Raw genomic sequence first — 19909 nt, 5'->3', positions numbered from 1 at the left:
TGGTTTGAAGAGATTTTCGAAGAGTATAAACAGAAAGGTAGAGCGCGTGTTCTAATGTGAACACGAGTAGAAATTCGTACCTATAAGATGCTTGGAAAAAATATGGTCGAAATATCAACTGCTCCTGAAGTTATTGTTGTAGCCTACTCAGGTTTGAAACTTCTAGGAATTTTATGTATTACTAACTATACTACTGGTTTCAAAGAAGAGCTTAACCACGAAGAGGTTATAGACGTGACTGAGTGTGTTAAAGGCTTACTTAAAGCCGTTTTTGCTGAATTATTATTATGTTAAAAGAATTGAGGAGTATTTTTCAGAAAATCCCTTATAATCTTAAATTATTCCTAGCAGTCATTTTGCAAGGAATAGTTTCAGGTTTATCTGGTATTTTTCTACATTATCTTTTAGAGATGGTGGAGGAGCTGGCTTTTGGTCAGTTAGAGCATCATAGTGGATTTTTGACAGATGGAGTTTCCTCCTCAAGAATAGGACTAAGTTTAATAATCGTGGGTCTTGGCTCATCCTTGGTCTGGTATTTCTTGCAAAAAGGGTCGAAGATTTATTCCATCAAAGCTCAGATGAAGGATGAGACTTCACGATACAAGCTTCATTTTTTAAGACAGCTATTTCATTCAATTTGGCAAATTATTGCAGTTGGCGGGGGAGCGCCTATTGGCAAAGAAGCTGCGCCACGAGAGATTGGAACTCTATTTGCAGGGCCAATTGGAAAAATATGTTTTCTCTCTAAGAAGGATCAAATCTTTCTCCTTGCTTGTGGTGCTGGCGCTGGTTTAGCAGCTGTCTATCAGGTTCCATTAACAAGTGTCTTCTTTGTTTTTGAAACTCTAGGAATTGCTCTATCTATTAAACGATTTGTCTTAGTCGGTTTGACTACCTATGTGTCAACCTATACAGCAGGCTTGGTTATTTCAGATCAGGCTCTCTACCATATTCCAGCGATTACATGGTCATTAAAGGAAACGTGGATTATTCCCTTATTACTTCTTTTCTTAACCCCACTAGCTTGGCTTTTTGGTCACTTAAGTAAGGCAGCGTCTTCAAACAGAATAAAAGATAAACGAATACTTCTCACATTGCCTACAGCTTTTCTTTTTCTTGCTGGGTTGGCAAGTTATTTTCCACATCTACTTGGAAATGGACGTATGATGGCTCAGGAAGTATTGAATGGTAGCAATGGCAAAACAGTATTCCTCTTGTTTATCCTAAAAGCACTGGTCGTTCTTATTACTCTGTGGGCAGGGGCCTATGGTGGTACACTTACGCCATCTTTTGCCTTGGGGATGGCTGGAGCTGCTCTCTTTGGAATGATTCTAGGTGGGGATAGCCAGCCAAGCATTTTGCTTTTGGGATCGGTTTGCTTTTTGTCTGTGACCTTGAGGGCTCCCTGGTCTGCAACTGGATTAGTAATAGGTTTCACTGGGCTAGGTATAGATTCTCTTCCGTATCTCTTAGCAATAGCTGTTTTAGCCTATGAATTTGCAAAAATGTTAGACCGTTTTTCTTGGGCTAACATACTGTGTCAGAAGTCAAATAATAAAGTAATTAGGTAGGAAATGCCCATTTCTTCTAGTTAAGGATTTAACTTAAAAGATTAAAAACTATTGTCAGTTTATCAATAACTGTTTTAAATAAAAATGAAGTAGGCCTATTGGAATCTTGATTGAATCCGATTTTTCCTAGCTATGAAATATAAAAATAAAAAAAGAAAGGTGGAGTGAGGTGTTCTAATTTGAACACGAGCGGAAAACTTTTCTAAAAACTCAGAAGAGAAGGGGAGTTCGGATTTGAATAGAAGCCGCTCTAATCTTCTCAATATCATCAAAATTAAGAAAGAAAGGAATTGAACCCACCCTAAAAGCAGTGGGAAAAAGATAGTTGGTCTAGCGAGCATCGCTCACTGCACCCAACTCCTATTTTCCCTTTGCTTTTTGACGGGTTTGGTATCTTTCTCAATATAAAATAAAGAAAGGTAGAGCGTGTGTTCTGATTTGAACACGAGCGGAAAACTTGGAAAATAGATAATCTGACTGAGAAATCAGGATTTCTCGTCAGATTCCTAATTTTCAGTCGTTTTCTTGTCGCTCTTTGTATCATAAATTATGTCTATCCATATTGCTGCTCAGCAGGGTGAAATTGCTGATAAAATTCTTCTTCCTGGGGATCCTCTTCGTGCTAAGTTTATTGCGGAGAATTTCCTTGAAGATGCTGTTTGTTTTAACGAAGTGCGTAATATGTTTGGTTACACTGGTACTTACAAGGGTCACCGTGTATCTGTTATGGGAACTGGGATGGGAATGCCATCCATTTCGATTTATGCGCGTGAGTTGATTGTTGACTATGGTGTAAAAAAATTGATCCGTGTGGGAACTGCAGGTTCTTTGAATGAAGATGTTCACGTCCGTGAATTAGTTTTGGCGCAGGCAGCTGCAACCAACTCTAACATCATCCGCAATGACTGGCCACAGTACGATTTCCCACAAATCGCTAGCTTTGATTTGCTGGACAAGGCCTACCATATCGCCAAAGAACTTGGTATGACCACCCACGTTGGGAACGTTTTGTCTTCTGATGTCTTTTATTCAAACTACTTTGAAAAGAACATCGAACTTGGTAAATGGGGAGTCAAGGCTGTGGAAATGGAAGCAGCAGCACTCTACTATCTGGCAGCCCAACATCATGTTGATGCGCTAGCTATTATGACTATCTCTGATAGCTTGGTCAATCCAGATGAAGATACAACTGCAGAAGAACGCCAAAATACCTTCACCGATATGATGAAGGTTGGATTGGAAACCTTGATTGCAGAATAATTATAGCCAAAAAAGGAAGCCCTTCTTTATGAATTGGGGGACTTCCTTTTCTTATTTAGAAATTGGTCTATCTCTTTTTGTGATCTGAGGATGACCAATTTATATGGATAGTTTTTTTGAATCCACTTGTAGCGTTCCTTAGCGGATTTGCTCCGTCCATCCCAGAGAATCCATCTGATAAACTCCCAATTAAATTGTTCTTGACAACCAGCTGCCATACTTTCTCTGACTTTTCCCCTGTATTTAAGATAGCGTTTAAAGGCTCGAAAGAGACAAGTCAATGGCGAAAAATTAAGAAAGATGATTTGGTCAGCATCCTGCATTCTTTCCTCATAGAAACACCAAGAATAATTACCATCAATAACCCAAGCTTCATGCTTGGTGAGAAATTTTTTCATCTCATCCAACATCCAATCACGGTCACTGTCTTGCCAACCGGGTTGAAATTGGAGTGTGTCCATGTGAAGTTTTGGGATGGAGTAGTAGTGAGACAACTTTTCTGCGAGAGTTGACTTACCTGCACCAGAATATCCGATAATTGCAATTTTCATTTTCTACCTTTTCCTATTTGGAGACAAAAAAACAGCCTCTATGGACTGTTTCTTATTTAGCAAGTTTAGCTGAAAGACGAGCTTTATCGCGGCTTGCTTTGTTTTTGTGAATCAAACCTTTAGTTTCTGCTTTATCGATAGCTGAGCTAGCAGCACGGAAAAGTTCTTCAGATGGGTTTGCTTCGAAAGCTTTGATAGCAGTACGCATAGCTGATTTTTGAGCTGAGTTCTTTTCGTTTTGTTTAACGTTCAATTCAGCACGTTTGATAGCTGATTTAATGTTTGCCAATGTTCTTACCTCCATATTTACTAACTATACCATTATATCTGAAAACTTACGTTTTGACAAGGGAAAATTACTTTTTTAAGTAAATTTCATCGATTTCATGGTTCTTTGTTTTATGAAGAATCACTTCCGCTCGATTTCTGGTTGGTTCAATATAATTTTGTAGATTTGTGAGATTGATACTGGTCCAGACTTGATGGGCAAAGGATTCCACTTCCCCAATCGGCATTTGAGTAAAACGATAATAGTAGCTATCAGGGTCGTTTTGGGCTAGGCTCAGCATCTTCAAGAAACGGTCCAGATACCAACTCTCGATGTCATCGACTGCAGCATCAACATAGATGGAAAAGTCAAAGAAGTCAGTAATGTAGAGACGCTCGTTTTGTGGATTTTGAAAGACATTGATTCCTTCAACAATGACAAAATCAGCAGCTTTGACGCTTTGCTTTTCCTCAGGTACGATGTCGTAGACTTCATGAGAATAGACAGGAATATCCACATCTTGTCCATTTTTGATGTGATCCAGGAAGTTGAGAAGAGCTTCCATATCATAGCTTTCAGGAAATCCCTTACGATTTAAAATCCCTTGTTCAATCAAGGTCTGGTTGGGATAGAGAAAGCCGTCAGTTGTTACCAACTCAACCGTAGCATCTGTAAGTGTACGGGACAGTAAGATTTGCAGTAGTCGACTAGTTGTAGATTTTCCAACGGCAACACTCCCAGAAACCCCAATGATAAAAGGTTGAGATTTGCTTTCACGTTGGAGGAAAATCCCTTTTGAAAAGGCCAAATCATCCTTGGTACGCTTGTAAATCTGGATGAGATGGGCTAGGGGAAGATAGACATCGGTAACATCTTGCAGACTAATCTGGTCATTAAAGCTCTTGATGGATTCTAATTCCTCTTCTGTCAAAGGAGGTGTTGTCTTTCGATGTAAAGATTGCCAAGTCTGGCGGCTGATTTTTTCAAAATGTAAAAATTCGTTGGTCATTTGTTTTCCCCTAGATATTTTGTTTATCATACCATAAAAAGCTAAAAAAATAAAGCGGTTTCTTGAATGTGGTCAGTCAATATTATATAATAGATGTAGATAGAGGATGAACAATTTAGTGATGAAGTAGGAGCTACTTTCTCCTGACTTATAAGCTAATAAAGGGGGCTTTGGGAATCACAACTTATAGGAGGTGTGTCATGAAAATCTTAAAAAGTTATATATTGGAACTCTGTTTTATTTTAAGTTTTGCACTACCTTTTTTAAAAGGAGCGAATGCGGATAATGGTAGACGTTTTGTGGAAACCTATTACGGTTTTACTTTTTTGATGGAACATGCCATTGTAACAGCGGTCTTTATCTGTTCGCTCTTGATTGCTTTCTTCCTAAAAAAACGGTGGACGAAATGGCTTGCTGCTGGTAGTTATGTCTTTTTAGTTCTATGGATTGCTACAGAGGGTTATTTCTTCCGCATGTCACTAGAAGATTTGATACGACTTTGGACAAGTTTGGAATTCCTGACAAAAACGTATCAGTTGGGCTTTTATCTAAACATCCTGTTGGGAATTTTGTTGATAATAAAGTATTTGAAGGTTAAGCAATAGTCATAATAAATACGCCCGATTATAGATGATAAACTTTTTGTTATATCCTGACTATGATATTTCTAGTTCTAAATGGCTTATCATTCATCTATAAGTGTTGAAAGAGATTGAAGAAAATGTTTTACTTACTAGCTTTCTTCAGTCTTTTTCGTTTTATTATCAATTTGTAAACGATTTACAATTTAAGTCAAATTATGGTAAAATAGTTTCATGAGTAAAATGTATTATGCAGAAAATCCTGACGCTGCTCACGACATTCATGAGTTAAGAGTGGACTTGTTGGGAGAAAAAATGACCTTTTTGACAGATGCAGGTGTTTTTAGCAAGAAAATGGTTGACTTTGGCAGTCAACTTTTGCTCAAGTGTCTTGAGGTCAACCAAGGAGAGAATGTCCTTGATGTAGGCTGTGGTTATGGGCCTCTGGGCTTGTCCTTGGCTAAGGCTTATGGAGTTCAGTCGACCATGGTCGATATCAATAATCGTGCCTTGGATTTGGCACGACAAAATGCTGAACGAAATAAAGTAGAAGCGACGATTTTCCAGTCCAACATCTATGAACAAGTTGAAGGGAAATTTGACCATGTCATTTCCAATCCTCCTATCCGTGCGGGCAAGCAAGTAGTTCATGAAATCATTGAGAAAAGTAAAGATTTCTTGGAAACTGGTGGGGATTTAACAATTGTTATCCAGAAAAAACAAGGGGCTCCAAGCGCCAAGTCAAAGATGGAGGAAGTGTTTGGCAATTGTGAAATCGTCAAAAAAGATAAGGGATACTATATCCTTAGAAGTGTGAAAGAATGAGAGCAGTTGATTTAATCCAAAAGAAACGAGACGGTCAAGAACTGACTTCGAGTGAAATCGAATGGCTAGTTGAAAGCTATGTGTTAGGAACTGTTCCTGACTATCAGATGTCTGCTTTTGCTATGGCTGTCTATTTCAAAGGAATGACGACTCGAGAAATCTCTGACCTAACTATGAAGATGGTTCAGACAGGGCAAGAGTTTGATTTATCTGTTATTGATGGGGTTAAGGTTGACAAGCATTCTACTGGTGGTGTTGGTGATAAGGTGACCTTGATTTTGGCTCCTCTTGTTGCAAGCTTTGGTGTTCCTGTGGCCAAAATGAGTGGTCGTGGTCTCGGCCATACTGGTGGAACAATTGATAAATTGGAGTCTATCAAGGGCTATCAAGTGGAACGCAGTCAAGAGGATTTTATTCGTCAGGTACAGGACATTGGTGTATCGGTCATTGGGCAATCAGACCAACTGGTTAAAGCTGACAAGCTTCTCTACGCCCTACGTGATGTGACAGCAACTGTCGACACGATTCCTTTGATTGCGAGTTCGGTGATGAGCAAGAAAATTGCTGCAGGGGCGGATGCTATTTTGCTAGACGTGACTGTCGGTGAAGGTGCCTTCATGAAGACGGTTGATGAGGCGCGTGAATTGGCTCAAACCATGGTGGAACTTGGTAAGGCAGTTGGTAGAAAAACGGTAGCAGTCATTACGGATATGAGTCAGCCCTTGGGACGAGCGATTGGAAATCGTCTAGAAATCCTTGAAGCATTGGAGATTTTACAAGGTCAAGGACGTCAGGATATTACCCACTTCATCTGTGAACTGGCTCAAATTATGCTTGGTTTGGCAAATGTAAATAAAACAGTTGAAGAAGTTCGCCAACATCTTGAAAATGGTCAAGCACTGGCTAAGTTTGAGGAGATGGTCCAAGCCCAAGGTGGAGACTTGGAAGACCTCTATCGTCCTGTAAATGTTACCCATGTGGTGGAAATCCCTGCTCAGGAAACGGGTGTCATTTCAGCTCTTCCAGCTATGGAATTTGGGCTTTATGCTATGAGACTGGGGGCAGGCCGTGCAGTCAAGTCTGATGCCTTGGACTATGAAACAGGAATTGTTTTTGAAAAGAAAGTTGGAGATTCCGTTCAAAAGGGAGAAATTGTTGCAAAAGTATACACAAATGGAAAAATTTCTCCTCAGCTAGTTACAGATTTTCAAAAATATGTTAAAATAAATGATAGGGTGCAAAGTTTACGAGAAATTATAGAAATTATCTCATAAACCGCAGGAGAATCCGAATATGAAATTAAATAAATATATCGATCATACGCTTTTAAAACAAGATGCAACAGAAAATCAAATTGATTGTTTGTTGTCTGAGGCTATAGAGTATGATTTTGCCAGTGTTTGCGTTAATCCGACCTGGGTTGAACATGCCCAAAAAGGGCTTGAAGGCACAGATGTCAAGGTCTGCACAGTAGTAGGTTTCCCCTTGGGAGCAACAACTTCAACTGTGAAAGCTTTTGAGACAAAAGAAGCTATCCAAAATGGTGCAGATGAGATTGACATGGTAATCAATGTTGGGGCTCTCAAATCAGGCAATTTAGCCTTGGTTGAGTCAGATATTCGTGCAGTAGTGGAAGCAAGTGGTGACAAGTTAGTGAAAGTCATTATTGAAGCTTGCCTTCTGACAGACCAAGAAAAAGTTGTAGCTTGCCAATTAGCCCAAAAAACGGGGGCTGATTTCGTTAAAACATCTACTGGTTTTTCAACTGGTGGTGCTACGGTAGCAGATGTTAGATTAATGCGTGAAACAGTTGGACCAGAAATGGGTGTCAAGGCTGCCGGTGGAGCTCGTTCTTATGAGGATGCTCTTGCCTTTGTGGAAGCAGGGGCGACCCGTATTGGAACGTCAGCTGGGGTAGCCATTTTAAAAGGAGAATTGGCTGATGGCGACTACTGAGTTGATTGAACTGGCAATTGAAACCAGCAAACATGCCTACGTCCCCTATTCTCACTTTCCTATCGGAGCAGTTTTAGTAGCCAAAGACGGAAGTGTTTACACGGGAGTGAATATCGAAAATGCTAGCTATCCTTTGACCAATTGCGGTGAGAGAACAGCCATTTTTAAGGCTGTATCTGAAGGGCAAAGAGAATTTTCAGAGCTGATTGTTTATGGTCAAACTGAAAAACCGATTTCACCATGTGGTGCTTGTCGCCAAGTAATGGTCGAATTTTTTGAACAAGATCTAAAAGTGACCTTAGTCGCAAAAGATAAATCGACGGTCGAGATGACGGTCGGGGAATTACTTCCATATTCTTTTACAGACTTAAACTAGTCTGAGTCGCTCTTTGAGTGGCACGGTCCTTGTGACCAATCAATCCATACTTGCAACATCGTTGCACATCTTATTTAGGAGGTTCAGTAATGAACAAGAAACAATGGCTAGGCCTTGGTCTAGTTGCAGTGGCAGCAGTTGGACTTGCTGCATGTGGTAACCGCTCTTCTCGTAACGCAGCTTCATCTTCTGATGTGAAGACAAAAGCAGCAATCGTCACTGATACTGGTGGTGTTGATGATAAATCATTCAACCAATCAGCTTGGGAAGGTTTGCAAGACTGGGGTAAAGAACATAATCTTTCAAAAGATAAAGGTTTCACTTACTTCCAATCAACAAGTGAAGCTGACTACGCTAACAACTTGCAACAAGCGGCTGGAAGTTACAACCTAATCTTCGGTGTTGGTTTTGCCCTTCACAATGCAGTTAAAGATGCAGCAGAAGAGCACACTGATTTGAACTATGTCTTGATTGATGATGTGATTAAAGATAAAAAGAATGTTGCTAGTGTAACATTTGCTGATAATGAGTCAGGTTACCTTGCTGGTGTGGCCGCAGCCAAAACAACTAAAACAAAACAAGTTGGTTTTGTAGGTGGTATGGAGTCAGAAGTTATCTCTCGTTTTGAAGCAGGATTCAAGGCTGGTGTTGCCTCAGTAGACCCATCTATCAAAGTACAAGTTGACTATGCTGGTTCATTTGGTGATGCTGCTAAAGGTAAAACAATTGCAGCCGCACAATACGCAGCTGGTGCAGATATTGTTTACCAAGTAGCTGGTGGTACAGGTGCAGGTGTCTTTGCAGAAGCAAAATCACTCAACGAAAGCCGTCCTGAAAATGAAAAAGTTTGGGTTATCGGTGTTGACCGTGACCAAGAAGCAGAAGGTAAATACACTTCTAAAGATGGTAAAGAATCAAACTTTGTTCTTGTATCTACTTTGAAACAAGTTGGTACAACTGTAAAAGATATTTCTAACAAGGCAGAAAAAGGTGAATTCCCTGGCGGTCAAGTGATCGTTTACTCATTGAAAGATAAAGGGGTTGACTTGGCAGTGACAAACCTTTCAGAAGAAGGTAAAAAAGCTGTCGAAGATGCTAAAGCTAAAATCCTTGATGGAAGCGTAAAAGTTCCTGAAAAATAATGGATGGAAGTTATTTCTTAGGAAGCGGCCATCGGCCGCTTTTTAAGAGTTGAGACAAAGTCATTTTGTCTCAGTAAAGCTTGCTACTATACAAACTAGCAAGTTTTATTGAAATAAAATAAGACTCTGAAAGGAAGAGCACATGGCACACGAAAATGTCATTGAGATGCGTGATATTACCAAGGTGTTTGGTGAATTTGTTGCCAACGACAAAATCAACTTGCACCTAAGAAAAGGTGAAATTCATGCACTTTTAGGAGAAAATGGGGCTGGTAAGTCCACGCTCATGAACATGTTAGCAGGTCTTCTTGAACCAACCAGTGGTGAAATTGCGGTCAACGGACAAGTTGTTAACCTAGACTCACCATCTAAAGCAGCTAGTTTGGGAATTGGAATGGTTCACCAGCACTTTATGTTGGTAGAAGCCTTCACAGTGGCTGAAAACATCATTTTAGGTAGTGAATTGACTAAAAATGGTGTGCTAGATATCGCTGGAGCTAGCAAAGAAATCAAGGCTCTTTCTGAACGTTATGGCTTAGCTGTTGACCCTTCTGCCAAGGTAGCAGACATCTCAGTCGGAGCCCAACAACGTGTAGAAATTTTAAAAACCCTTTATCGGGGAGCTGATATCCTTATCTTTGACGAACCGACGGCTGTCTTGACTCCATCAGAAATTGATGAGTTGATGGCTATTTTGAAAAATCTTGTCAAAGAAGGAAAATCAATTATCTTGATTACCCACAAGTTGGATGAAATTCGAGCAGTTTCTGACCGTGTTACAGTTATCCGTCGTGGGAAATCAATTGAAACTGTCGAAATCGCAGGGGCTACCAATGCTGATTTGGCAGAAATGATGGTAGGACGTTCTGTTTCCTTTAAAACAGAGAAACAAGCCTCTCAACCAAAAGAAGTGGTTTTGTCTATCAAAGACTTGGTGGTCAATGAAAACCGCGGTGTTCCAGCTGTTAAAAATCTGTCCTTGGATGTTCGTGCTGGAGAGATTGTTGGTATTGCGGGGATTGATGGAAATGGTCAGTCTGAACTGATTCAAGCCATTACAGGCCTTCGCAAGGTTGAATCTGGAAGCATTGAGCTAAAAGGAGATTCAATTGTAGGCTTGCACCCACGTCAGATTACAGAGTTGAGTGTTGGGCACGTTCCAGAAGACCGTCACCGTGATGGTTTGATTTTGGAAATGATGATTTCCGAAAATATTGCCCTTCAAACCTACTATAAAGAACCACATAGTAAAAATGGAATTTTGAACTATTCAAATATTACTTCTTATGCTAAAAAGCTAATGGAAGAATTTGATGTTCGTGCTGCCAGTGAATTTGTTCCTGCAGCTGCACTCTCAGGAGGAAATCAACAAAAAGCAATTATTGCTCGTGAAATTGATCGTGATCCTGATCTCCTTATCGTCAGCCAGCCAACTCGTGGTTTGGATGTCGGTGCCATTGAATATATCCACAAACGCTTGATTGAAGAGCGTGATAATGGCAAGGCTGTCCTTGTTGTCAGCTTTGAATTGGATGAGATTTTAAACGTCTCAGACCGGATTGCCGTTATCCATGATGGTAAGATTCAAGGTATTGTATCACCAGAAACAACCAATAAACAAGAACTTGGTGTCTTGATGGCTGGTGGAAACTTGGGAAAGGAGAAGAGTGATGTCTAAAAAATTACAACAAATTTCGGTTCCCTTGATTTCTGTCTTCCTAGGAATTTTACTTGGAGCCATTGTCATGTGGATCTTCGGTTATGATGCTATTTGGGGCTACGAAGAATTGTTCTATACAGCCTTCGGTAGTCTGCGTGGGATTGGAGAAATCTTCCGTGCTATGGGACCTTTGGTCTTGATTGGTCTTGGTTTTGCTGTTGCCAGTCGTGCAGGTTTCTTTAACGTCGGGCTTCCTGGTCAGGCTTTGGCTGGTTGGATTCTCAGTGGTTGGTTTGCCTTGTCGCATCCAGATATGCCACGTCCCTTGATGATTCTAGCAACTATCGTGATTGCCTTGATTGCTGGTGGGATTGTCGGAGCGATTCCGGGTATTCTGAGAGCCTATCTAGGGACGTCAGAGGTTATCGTAACCATTATGATGAACTACATTGTTTTGTATGTAGGGAATGCCTTTATCCATGCCTTCCCTAAAGACTTTATGCAAAGTACAGATTCGACCATTCGTGTTGGTGCTAATGCAACCTACCAGACACCTTGGTTGGCTGAGTTGACTGGTAACTCACGGATGAATATCGGTATTTTCTTTGCTCTCATTGCCGTTGCAGTCATTTGGTTCATGCTCAAGAAAACAACCCTTGGTTTTGAAATTCGTGCAGTTGGTCTTAATCCACATGCTTCAGAATACGCTGGTATTTCTGCAAAACGAACGATTATCCTCTCAATGATTATCTCAGGTGCCTTGGCTGGTCTTGGTGGAGCTGTTGAAGGTCTGGGAACCTTCCAGAACGTTTATGTTCAGGGGTCGTCATTAGCTGTCGGATTTAACGGTATGGCGGTTAGTCTGCTTGCGGCCAACTCACCAATTGGTATTCTCTTTGCAGCCTTCCTATTTGGTGTTCTCCAAGTTGGAGCCCCTGGTATGAATGCGGCGCAGGTACCGTCTGAGCTTGTCAGCATTGTAACAGCGTCTATTATCTTCTTTGTCAGTGTTCATTACCTTATCGAACGCTTTGTCAAACCGAAAAAACAAGTTAAAGGAGGTAAGTAAAGATGTCTATTACAACCTTGCTCACCCTCTTGGTGTCTTCTATGCTGATTTACTCAGCACCCCTCATCTTTACAAGTATCGGTGGTGTTTTCTCTGAACGTGGTGGTGTCGTAAACGTCGGCCTGGAAGGAATTATGGTTATGGGTGCCTTTTCTGGAGTTGTCTTTAACCTTGAATTTGCAGAACAATTTGGAGCAGCAACTCCATGGCTATCCTTGCTTGTGGCAGGATTAGTTGGTGGTCTCTTCTCTATCATCCACGCAGCAGCGACGGTTCATTTCCGTGCAGACCATGTTGTCAGCGGTACGGTATTGAACTTGATGGCGCCTGCCTTGGCTGTTTTCTTGGTGAAAGTGCTTTATAATAAAGGACAAACCGACAACCTAAGTCAGACTTTTGGACGCTTTGATTTCCCAGTCTTGGCAAATATCCCAGTTATCGGTGATATTTTCTTCAAGTCAACTAGTCTACTTGGTTATCTAGCGATTGCCTTCTCGTTCCTTGCTTGGTTTATCCTCTTCAAGACCCGATTTGGTCTTCGTCTCCGCTCTGTAGGTGAACATCCTCAAGCAGCGGATACTTTGGGAATCAATGTCTACAAGATGAGATATTTAGGGGTTATTATTTCAGGTTTTCTAGGTGGAATTGGTGGAGCGATTTATGCTCAATCCATCTCAGTTAACTTCTCAGTGACAACTATTGTTGGACCTGGATTTATCGCACTTGCTGCGATGATTTTTGGAAAATGGAATCCAATCGGAGCCATGCTATCTAGTCTCTTCTTTGGGCTTTCACAAAGCTTGGCTGTTATCGGCTCTCAATTGCCATTCCTACAAGGAGTTCCTGCGGTTTATCTTCAAATCGCACCTTATGTCTTGACAATTCTTGTCTTGGCAGCCTTCTTTGGAAAAGCAGTCGCACCAAAAGCAGATGGTATCAACTATATCAAATCAAAATAAGCATACAAAAAACGTCAGTACATTCAAACTGGCGTTTATTTTTTAGAATTTTGATGGGTTAAATTTAATCCCCAAGGAACAAGATTTTCAGTCTTATTCTGGATACGTGTGATATTATCCTTATGCCGAATGATAATCAAACTAGCCAGTGCTAGGATAATAGCGATGAATAGAGGATCATAATTGCTCAGGATAAAACCAAAAAGTGGAAAGAGTAGAACTCCGATAACAGCTGCGATAGATGCTGTGACACTGGAAAGTGAAATCATACTACCAAGATAGAGGGTTCCAAAGAAAACAACTGCTAGGTAGAGACAGAAGACAGGCGCAAATCCGAAAATCACTCCCGCACTGGTTGCGACAGCCTTGCCTCCCTTAAATCCTGCAAAGATAGGGAAGGTATGGCCAATAACAGCCAAAAGTCCAAAGATGAGAGGCGAAACGCCTTGCAGATGAAACATAATCGGAAGCAGTGTTGCTAGGATTCCTTTGAAAAAGTCAATCACAAAGGTTGCCATTCCCGCTTTCTTGCCTAAAATGCGGAAGGTATTAGTTGTTCCTGTGTTACCAGAACCATGTTCGCGCAGATTGATTTGAAAGAATACTTGTCCAATCCAGAGACCAGACGGAATCGAACCCAGCAGATAGGCTAGGATTAATAAAACTATTGTAATCATACTCCTATTATATCATGAAATGGAGAAGAAAGGCATAGAATCTCTTCTGAAATTGTCACACCGGAGAAAGAAAAATTTTGCAAAATCCTTGGAAAACTTGTAGAATAGTAAAGATGAACGAATAGGAGGTTCCTTGTGTCAAAAAAGGAAATCAATATTAACAATTATAATGATGATGCCATTCAGGTGCTAGAAGGGTTGGATGCGGTCCGTAAACGTCCAGGGATGTATATCGGATCGACTGATGGGGCAGGTCTCCACCACCTCGTCTGGGAAATCGTCGACAATGCAGTCGATGAGGCCTTGTCTGGATTTGGTGACCGTATTGATGTGACCATTAATAAAGACGGAAGTTTAACGGTTCAAGACCACGGACGTGGAATGCCAACTGGTATGCACGCGATGGGAATTCCAACTGTTGAGGTTATCTTTACCATTCTTCATGCTGGAGGGAAATTCGGTCAGGGGGGCTACAAGACATCTGGCGGTCTCCACGGGGTTGGTTCTTCCGTTGTAAATGCTCTATCTAGTTGGCTGGAGGTAGAAATCACTCGTGATGGTGCAGTTTACCAGCAACGTTTTGAAAATGGTGGCAAACCTGTCACGACTCTGAAGAAAATCGGTACAGCGCCCAAGTCTAAGACAGGTACCAAGGTTACTTTTATGCCTGATGCGACCATCTTCTCTACTACAGACTTCAAGTACAATACCATCTCAGAGCGCCTTAATGAATCAGCCTTTCTCTTGAAAAATGTGACCTTGTCTCTGACAGATAAGCGAACAGATGAAGCGATTGAGTTCCACTATGAGAATGGGGTACAAGATTTTGTTTCTTATCTGAACGAAGACAAGGAGACCTTGACACCAGTTCTCTACTTTGAGGGGGAAGATAATGGTTTCCAAGTAGAAGTTGCCCTCCAGTACAATGATGGATTTTCAGATAATATTTTGTCCTTTGTCAATAACGTTCGTACCAAGGACGGCGGAACGCATGAGACAGGACTCAAGTCTGCTATCACTAAGGTCATGAATGACTATGCGCGTAAGACGGGGCTTCTCAAGGAAAAAGATAAAAACCTTGAAGGTTCAGACTATCGTGAGGGACTAGCGGCCGTTCTTTCTATCTTGGTTCCTGAAGAACACCTCCAGTTTGAAGGACAGACCAAGGACAAACTAGGAAGTCCACTAGCTCGCCCAGTTGTGGATGGCATTGTGGCGGATAAGTTGACCTTCTTCCTTATGGAAAATGGGGAATTGGCTTCTAACCTCATCCGCAAGGCTATCAAGGCCCGTGACGCTCGTGAAGCGGCACGTAAGGCGCGTGATGAGAGCCGAAATGGGAAGAAAAATAAAAAAGACAAGGGCTTGTTGTCTGGGAAATTAACCCCAGCCCAGTCTAAGAATCCAGCTAAGAATGAACTCTATCTAGTCGAGGGAGATTCTGCCGGTGGTTCTGCCAAACAAGGCCGTGACCGCAAGTTCCAGGCTATTCTACCTCTTCGTGGTAAGGTTATCAATACAGCCAAGGCCAAGATGGCGGATATCCTCAAAAATGAAGAAATTAACACCATGATTTATACCATCGGTGCGGGTGTCGGAGCAGACTTCTCCCTTGAAGATGCCAACTATGACAAGATCATTATCATGACCGATGCGGATACAGACGGTGCCCACATTCAGACTTTACTCTTGACATTTTTCTACCGCTACATGCGTCCGCTAGTTGAGGCAGGTCATGTCTATATCGCCCTTCCGCCTCTTTACAAGATGTCCAAAGGTAAGGGTAAGAAAGAAGAAGTAGCCTATGCTTGGACGGACGGAGAACTAGAAGAACTCCGCAAACAGTTTGGTAAAGGTGCTACACTCCAACGTTATAAAGGTCTTGGTGAGATGAATGCGGACCAGCTCTGGGAAACAACTATGAACCCAGAAACGCGTACCCTTATCCGTGTCACTATCGAAGACCTAGCACGCGCAGAACGCCGCGTCAATGTCCTCATGGGTGACAAGGTCGAACCACGCCGTAAGTGGATTGAGGATAATGTCAGGTTTACGCTGGAAGAAGCGACAGTGTTTTAAGTCCTTTTTAATGAATGGGTATCAACATGAGAGCCGAAACAGAAATGCTAGATCTGATTTTACAGACTGCCAAAACTTTACAAGTCAAAGCTGTCGCTATGTCTGGTTCACGGACAAACCAAAATGCTCCAAAAGATGAATTTCAAGACTACGATGTGGTCTATGTCGTGGATGATTTTGATAATCTGATGAGTGACCTTTCTTGGTTGGACTATTTCGGAAAACGAATTATAGAGCAAGAGGTTGTTCTTGATCATCGTCGTCTTTATCTCATGCTCTTTGAAGATGGCAACCGTATCGATTTGACTCTTTGCCCAAAAGAGCACATCAAAGAGTGGGTGGATAGTGAAGCGGAATTCATATTTTTAGAAGATAAGAAGGGCTTATTTGAGTGCTATTCTCCCAGTCCTCAGCGTTTCTGGATGAGTCCAGCTAGTGAGACAGATTTTGAAAAATCCTGCAATGAATTTTGGTGGGTGTCAGCCTACGTGGTCAAAGGAATCTGTCGTAAGCAAGTCATCTACGCGACTGACCATCTCTATGGCATTTGTCAACAAGAATTCTTGAAAATTTTGGCTTGGCAGGTTGCAAGTAATAGGGGAGTAGTCGACATAGGCAAGAATTATAAGTATCTTTTTAACTATTTACCCACTGAGAAAGAAAAGGAATTCTCAGATTTGCTTGATTTTTCAAGTATAGATAAAATCACTCAGTCTTTATTGGCTACGATGCAACTTTTCCATAGAGAAGCTCAAAGACTTGCTCAAAAGCTGGGCTTTGATTACGATAAAGAAGTGGCTGAGAAGATGATTGAGTATGCTGAGGAGAGACTTCTTAATCGCTAACTAACTAAAGACCTTAATTTAAAAGATTAAACTACAGAAAGGGTCGTTTGGTTATTTGTAGTATCTGAACACGGGACTAATTTTTTCGGAAAAAAGTCAAATCGTCTTGACTTCATCGAGCCCTACATCGATTTTCTATTTTTCTACAGACATTTTTGGCAAGCCAAATCGTCCCTTTATATCTTAACTGAACACCTTTTCTGTAAAAACCTACTCTATATTCTTTGAAAGGAGTTGAACACGCCCTCAATGCTGGGTGAAAAAGATAAATTCTCTTGCGAACATCGCTCGCTTTAAGAATTTTCTATTTTCACTTGATATTTTACGGGCTCTGTATCCTATATGAGTAACATTCAAAATATGTCCTTGGAGGACATTATGGGAGAGCGCTTTGGTCGCTACTCCAAGTACATCATTCAAGACCGGGCTTTGCCAGACATTCGGGATGGATTGAAGCCGGTTCAGCGCCGCATTCTTTATTCGATGAATAAGGATGGCAATACCTTTGATAAGAGTTACCGCAAGTCGGCCAAGTCTGTCGGGAACATCATGGGTAATTTCCACCCACACGGTGACAGTTCTATCTATGATGCCATGGTTCGTATGTCACAGGACTGGAAAAATCGTGAGATTCTAGTTGAAATGCACGGTAATAACGGTTCTATGGACGGAGATCCGCCTGCGGCTATGCGTTATACCGAGGCGCGTTTGTCAGAGATTGCTGGTTACCTTCTTCAAGATATTGAGAAAAAGACCGTTCCTTTTGCTTGGAACTTTGATGATACCGAGAAGGAACCAACTGTCTTACCAGCAGCCTTTCCAAACCTCTTAGTTAATGGTTCAACTGGGATTTCAGCTGGGTATGCCACAGATATTCCACCGCATAATTTGGCTGAAGTTATTGATGCGACAGTCTACATGATTGACCACCCAACTGCCAAGGTGGATAAACTCATGGAATTCTTGCCGGGACCAGACTTCCCGACAGGAGCCATCATCCAAGGCCGTGATGAAATCAAGAAAGCTTATGAAACAGGAAAAGGGCGCGTGGTTGTTCGTTCCAAGACTGAGATTGAAAAGCTAAAAGGTGGTAAGGAACAAATCGTTATCACTGAGATTCCTTATGAAATCAACAAGGCTAATCTAGTCAAGAAAATCGATGATGTTCGTGTCAATAACAAGGTGGCAGGTATTGCTGAGGTTCGTGATGAGTCTGACCGTGACGGCCTTCGTATCGCTATTGAGCTCAAGAAAGATGCTAATACAGAGCTTGTTCTTAATTATCTTTTCAAATACACTGATCTGCAAATCAACTATAACTTTAACATGGTGGCGATTGACAATTTCACACCTCGTCAGGTTGGGATTGTTCCAATCCTGTCTAGCTATATCGCCCACCGTCGTGAAGTGATTTTGGCGCGTTCCCGCTTTGACAAGGAAAAGGCTGAGAAGCGTCTCCATATCGTCGAAGGTTTGATTCGCGTGATTTCGATTTTGGACGAAGTCATTGCCCTTATCCGTGCTTCTGAAAACAAGGCTGACGCCAAAGAAAATCTCAAGGTCAGCTATGATTTTACAGAAGAGCAGGCTGAGGCCATCGTTACCTTGCAACTGTATCGTTTGACCAATACCGATGTGGTTGTCTTGCAGGAAGAAGAAGCAGAACTTCGTGAAAAGATTGCCATGCTTGCGGCTATCATCGGTGATGAACGGACTATGTACAATCTTATGAAGAAAGAGCTTCGTGAGGTCAAGAAGAAATTTGCAACTCCGCGTTTGAGTTCTTTAGAAGACACTGCGAAAGCAATCGAGATTGATACAGCTAGTCTTATCGCCGAGGAAGATACCTATGTCAGCGTGACCAAGGCAGGTTACATCAAGCGTACCAGTCCACGTTCCTTCGCAGCTTCAACGCTGGAAGAAATTGGCAAACGTGATGACGACCGTTTGATTTTTGTTCAATCTGCCAAGACAACCCAGCACCTCTTGATGTTCACAAGTCTTGGAAATGTCATCTACAGACCAATCCATGAATTAGCAGATATTCGTTGGAAGGATATCGGAGAGCATCTGAGCCAAACCATTACCAACTTTGAAACTAACGAAGAAATCCTTTATGTGGAAGTAGTAGATCAGTTTGATGATGCGACAACTTACTTTGCTGCAACTCGTCTTGGTCAAATCAAGCGTGTAGAACGTAAAGAATTCACTCCATGGCGGACCTATAAATCTAAATCAGTCAAGTATGCTAAACTAAAAGATGAGACAGACCAGATTGTAGCAGTGACTCCGATTAAACTAGATGATGTTCTCTTGGTTAGTCAAAATGGTTATGCCCTGCGTTTCAATATCGAAGAGGTTCCGGTTGTAGGTGCTAAGGCTGCAGGTGTCAAGGCTATGAATTTGAAAGAAGATGATGTCCTCCAATCGGCCTTTATCTGTAATACCTCCTCCTTCTATCTCTTAACTCAGCGTGGAAGCTTGAAACGTGTTTCTATTGAGGAAATTCCAGCAACAAGCCGTGCCAAACGAGGACTTCAAGTCTTGCGTGAGTTGAAAAACAAACCGCATCGTGTCTTCTTAGCAGGAGCAGTCGCAGAACAAGGCTTCGTTGGTGACCTCTTTAGTACAGAAGTGGACGGGAATGACCAAACTCTGCTTGTTCAATCTAACAAAGGAACAATCTATGAAAGTCGACTACAAGACTTGAACCTGTCAGAACGAACAAGTAACGGTAGCTTCATCTCTGACACGATTTCAGATGAAGAAGTTTTTGATGCCTATCTTCAGGAAGCTTATAAAGAATTTGAATCTAAGAGATGATAAAAAAAATGAAAAGCTTTGCATTGAGAAATTTGTTAACCTATAGATTTAAGAGTTGAATTTGACTATATATACAAAAACGGACAGTGCTGATTCCCAACTGATAGGGATTTAAGCCTGGTCGTTTTCTTGCTTTTAGTGGTATAGACCACTTGATGTTTAAATGTGAAATTAGTAACATATGGGCAACTATACAAGTTTAGCTAATAAAAAATAATAATTTTTTTAAGAAAACGATTGCATCTATAATATTTTTAT

18 protein-coding genes and 1 pseudogene are annotated in these 19909 nt (G+C 41.4%); 15 read left to right on the top strand and 4 right to left on the bottom strand.

Annotated features, from left to right (window positions below; all coding sequences use genetic code 11):
* Positions 1 to 60 precede the first annotated feature (60 nt).
* From QS39_RS08735 to deoD, 3 genes and pseudogenes are all read left to right on the top strand, one after another.
* Positions 61 to 294: pseudogene (locus QS39_RS08735) on the top strand (phosphorylase family protein); the annotation flags it as partial.
* On the top strand, positions 288 to 1571 hold the full coding sequence (locus QS39_RS08730; protein WP_077805256.1) for a chloride channel protein: 1284 nt from the start codon (positions 288 to 290) through the stop codon (positions 1569 to 1571). The pseudogene QS39_RS08735 and the gene QS39_RS08730, both read left to right, overlap by 7 nt.
* A gap of 549 nt (positions 1572 to 2120) precedes the next feature.
* Positions 2121 to 2831 (top strand): purine-nucleoside phosphorylase, encoded by a 711-nt coding sequence (gene deoD, locus QS39_RS08720; protein ID WP_000022091.1) that lies wholly within the window; start codon positions 2121 to 2123, stop codon positions 2829 to 2831.
* A gap of 26 nt (positions 2832 to 2857) precedes the next feature.
* Here deoD and QS39_RS08715 read toward each other — a convergent pair whose 3' ends face one another.
* The 3 genes from QS39_RS08715 to coaA form a co-directional block, all read right to left on the bottom strand.
* Positions 2858 to 3382 carry a DNA topology modulation protein gene (locus QS39_RS08715; RefSeq protein WP_077805255.1) on the bottom strand — a complete coding sequence of 175 codons (525 nt, stop codon included), beginning with the start codon at positions 3380 to 3382 and terminating at the stop codon, positions 2858 to 2860.
* 52 nt (positions 3383 to 3434) lie between these two features.
* Entirely contained in the window at positions 3435 to 3671 is a 237-nt protein-coding gene (gene rpsT, locus QS39_RS08710; RefSeq protein ID WP_001274000.1) for a 30S ribosomal protein S20, read from the bottom strand.
* 67 nt (positions 3672 to 3738) lie between these two features.
* Positions 3739 to 4659, bottom strand: a complete 921-nt coding sequence (gene coaA / locus QS39_RS08705) for a type I pantothenate kinase (RefSeq protein WP_004258795.1) — start codon at positions 4657 to 4659, stop codon at positions 3739 to 3741.
* A gap of 200 nt (positions 4660 to 4859) precedes the next feature.
* Here coaA and QS39_RS08700 point away from each other — a divergent pair, with 200 nt between their 5' ends.
* The 9 genes from QS39_RS08700 to QS39_RS08660 all read left to right on the top strand — a co-directional run bounded on the left by QS39_RS08700 (position 4860) and on the right by QS39_RS08660 (position 13227).
* Positions 4860 to 5264 carry a hypothetical protein gene (locus QS39_RS08700; RefSeq protein WP_077805254.1) on the top strand — a complete coding sequence of 135 codons (405 nt, stop codon included), beginning with the start codon at positions 4860 to 4862 and terminating at the stop codon, positions 5262 to 5264.
* Positions 5265 to 5474: 210 nt separating this feature from the next.
* The gene (locus QS39_RS08695) at positions 5475 to 6065 is read left to right on the top strand and encodes a class I SAM-dependent methyltransferase (protein ID WP_077805253.1); all 591 of its coding nucleotides are present in this window, start codon (positions 5475 to 5477) and stop codon (positions 6063 to 6065) included.
* Positions 6062 to 7339: a pyrimidine-nucleoside phosphorylase gene (locus QS39_RS08690; protein WP_077805252.1), complete on the top strand. Its 1278-nt coding sequence runs from the start codon at positions 6062 to 6064 to the stop codon at positions 7337 to 7339. The genes QS39_RS08695 and QS39_RS08690 overlap by 4 nt, the downstream gene beginning before the upstream one ends.
* Positions 7340 to 7358: 19 nt before the next feature.
* Positions 7359 to 8021 (top strand): deoxyribose-phosphate aldolase, encoded by a 663-nt coding sequence (gene deoC, locus QS39_RS08685; RefSeq protein ID WP_077805251.1) that lies wholly within the window; start codon positions 7359 to 7361, stop codon positions 8019 to 8021.
* Positions 8008 to 8397 (top strand): cytidine deaminase, encoded by a 390-nt coding sequence (locus QS39_RS08680; RefSeq protein ID WP_000246089.1) that lies wholly within the window; start codon positions 8008 to 8010, stop codon positions 8395 to 8397. The genes deoC and QS39_RS08680 overlap by 14 nt, the downstream gene beginning before the upstream one ends.
* Positions 8398 to 8486: 89 nt before the next feature.
* Positions 8487 to 9539, top strand: coding sequence for a BMP family lipoprotein (locus QS39_RS08675; protein ID WP_077805250.1), 1053 nt, complete (start codon positions 8487 to 8489; stop codon positions 9537 to 9539).
* A 142-nt stretch (positions 9540 to 9681) separates the two neighbouring features.
* Complete coding sequence (locus QS39_RS08670; RefSeq protein WP_033688653.1) at positions 9682 to 11217, top strand: ABC transporter ATP-binding protein; 1536 nt, start codon at positions 9682 to 9684, stop codon at positions 11215 to 11217.
* Positions 11210 to 12268, top strand: a complete 1059-nt coding sequence (locus tag QS39_RS08665) for an ABC transporter permease (RefSeq protein WP_060806311.1) — start codon at positions 11210 to 11212, stop codon at positions 12266 to 12268. The genes QS39_RS08670 and QS39_RS08665 overlap by 8 nt, the downstream gene beginning before the upstream one ends.
* Positions 12269 to 12270: 2 nt before the next feature.
* On the top strand, positions 12271 to 13227 hold the full coding sequence (locus QS39_RS08660; protein ID WP_000029124.1) for an ABC transporter permease: 957 nt from the start codon (positions 12271 to 12273) through the stop codon (positions 13225 to 13227).
* A 35-nt stretch (positions 13228 to 13262) separates the two neighbouring features.
* Here QS39_RS08660 and plsY read toward each other — a convergent pair whose 3' ends face one another.
* Positions 13263 to 13904, bottom strand: a complete 642-nt coding sequence (plsY, locus tag QS39_RS08655) for a glycerol-3-phosphate 1-O-acyltransferase PlsY (protein WP_077805249.1) — start codon at positions 13902 to 13904, stop codon at positions 13263 to 13265.
* 135 nt (positions 13905 to 14039) lie between these two features.
* On the opposite strand from plsY, the gene parE reads away from it, so the two are divergent.
* The 3 genes from parE to parC all read left to right on the top strand — a co-directional run bounded on the left by parE (position 14040) and on the right by parC (position 19651).
* Entirely contained in the window at positions 14040 to 15983 is a 1944-nt protein-coding gene (parE, locus tag QS39_RS08650; RefSeq protein WP_077805248.1) for a DNA topoisomerase IV subunit B, read from the top strand.
* A 26-nt stretch (positions 15984 to 16009) separates the two neighbouring features.
* The gene (locus tag QS39_RS08645; protein ID WP_077805552.1) at positions 16010 to 16828 is read left to right on the top strand and encodes an aminoglycoside 6-adenylyltransferase; all 819 of its coding nucleotides are present in this window, start codon (positions 16010 to 16012) and stop codon (positions 16826 to 16828) included.
* Between the two features lie 342 nt (positions 16829 to 17170).
* Positions 17171 to 19651, top strand: coding sequence for a DNA topoisomerase IV subunit A (parC, locus tag QS39_RS08640; protein WP_077805247.1), 2481 nt, complete (start codon positions 17171 to 17173; stop codon positions 19649 to 19651).
* Positions 19652 to 19909 lie beyond the last annotated feature (258 nt).

Source organism: Streptococcus mitis (assembly GCF_002005545.1).
Lineage (GTDB): Bacteria > Bacillota > Bacilli > Lactobacillales > Streptococcaceae > Streptococcus > Streptococcus mitis_I.
The sequence above is the reverse complement of the archived record's forward strand: the minus strand, read 5'-3'. Positions and strand labels throughout refer to the sequence as shown.

Excerpts from the sequence above, each read along its gene's own strand:
- QS39_RS08730 (WP_077805256.1), top strand. The coding sequence starts at position 288 with ATGTTAAAAGAATTGAGGAGTATTTTTCAGAAAATCCCTTATAATCTT.
- deoD (WP_000022091.1), top strand. The coding sequence starts at position 2,121 with ATGTCTATCCATATTGCTGCTCAGCAGGGTGAAATTGCTGATAAAATT.
- QS39_RS08715 (WP_077805255.1), bottom strand. The coding sequence starts at position 3,382 with ATGAAAATTGCAATTATCGGATATTCTGGTGCAGGTAAGTCAACTCTC.
- coaA (WP_004258795.1), bottom strand. The coding sequence starts at position 4,659 with ATGACCAACGAATTTTTACATTTTGAAAAAATCAGCCGCCAGACTTGG.
- QS39_RS08700 (WP_077805254.1), top strand. The coding sequence starts at position 4,860 with ATGAAAATCTTAAAAAGTTATATATTGGAACTCTGTTTTATTTTAAGT.
- QS39_RS08695 (WP_077805253.1), top strand. The coding sequence starts at position 5,475 with ATGAGTAAAATGTATTATGCAGAAAATCCTGACGCTGCTCACGACATT.
- QS39_RS08690 (WP_077805252.1), top strand. The coding sequence starts at position 6,062 with ATGAGAGCAGTTGATTTAATCCAAAAGAAACGAGACGGTCAAGAACTG.
- deoC (WP_077805251.1), top strand. The coding sequence starts at position 7,359 with ATGAAATTAAATAAATATATCGATCATACGCTTTTAAAACAAGATGCA.
- QS39_RS08680 (WP_000246089.1), top strand. The coding sequence starts at position 8,008 with ATGGCGACTACTGAGTTGATTGAACTGGCAATTGAAACCAGCAAACAT.
- QS39_RS08675 (WP_077805250.1), top strand. The coding sequence starts at position 8,487 with ATGAACAAGAAACAATGGCTAGGCCTTGGTCTAGTTGCAGTGGCAGCA.
- QS39_RS08670 (WP_033688653.1), top strand. The coding sequence starts at position 9,682 with ATGGCACACGAAAATGTCATTGAGATGCGTGATATTACCAAGGTGTTT.
- QS39_RS08665 (WP_060806311.1), top strand. The coding sequence starts at position 11,210 with ATGTCTAAAAAATTACAACAAATTTCGGTTCCCTTGATTTCTGTCTTC.
- QS39_RS08660 (WP_000029124.1), top strand. The coding sequence starts at position 12,271 with ATGTCTATTACAACCTTGCTCACCCTCTTGGTGTCTTCTATGCTGATT.
- plsY (WP_077805249.1), bottom strand. The coding sequence starts at position 13,904 with ATGATTACAATAGTTTTATTAATCCTAGCCTATCTGCTGGGTTCGATT.
- QS39_RS08645 (WP_077805552.1), top strand. The coding sequence starts at position 16,010 with ATGAGAGCCGAAACAGAAATGCTAGATCTGATTTTACAGACTGCCAAA.
- parC (WP_077805247.1), top strand. The coding sequence starts at position 17,171 with ATGAGTAACATTCAAAATATGTCCTTGGAGGACATTATGGGAGAGCGC.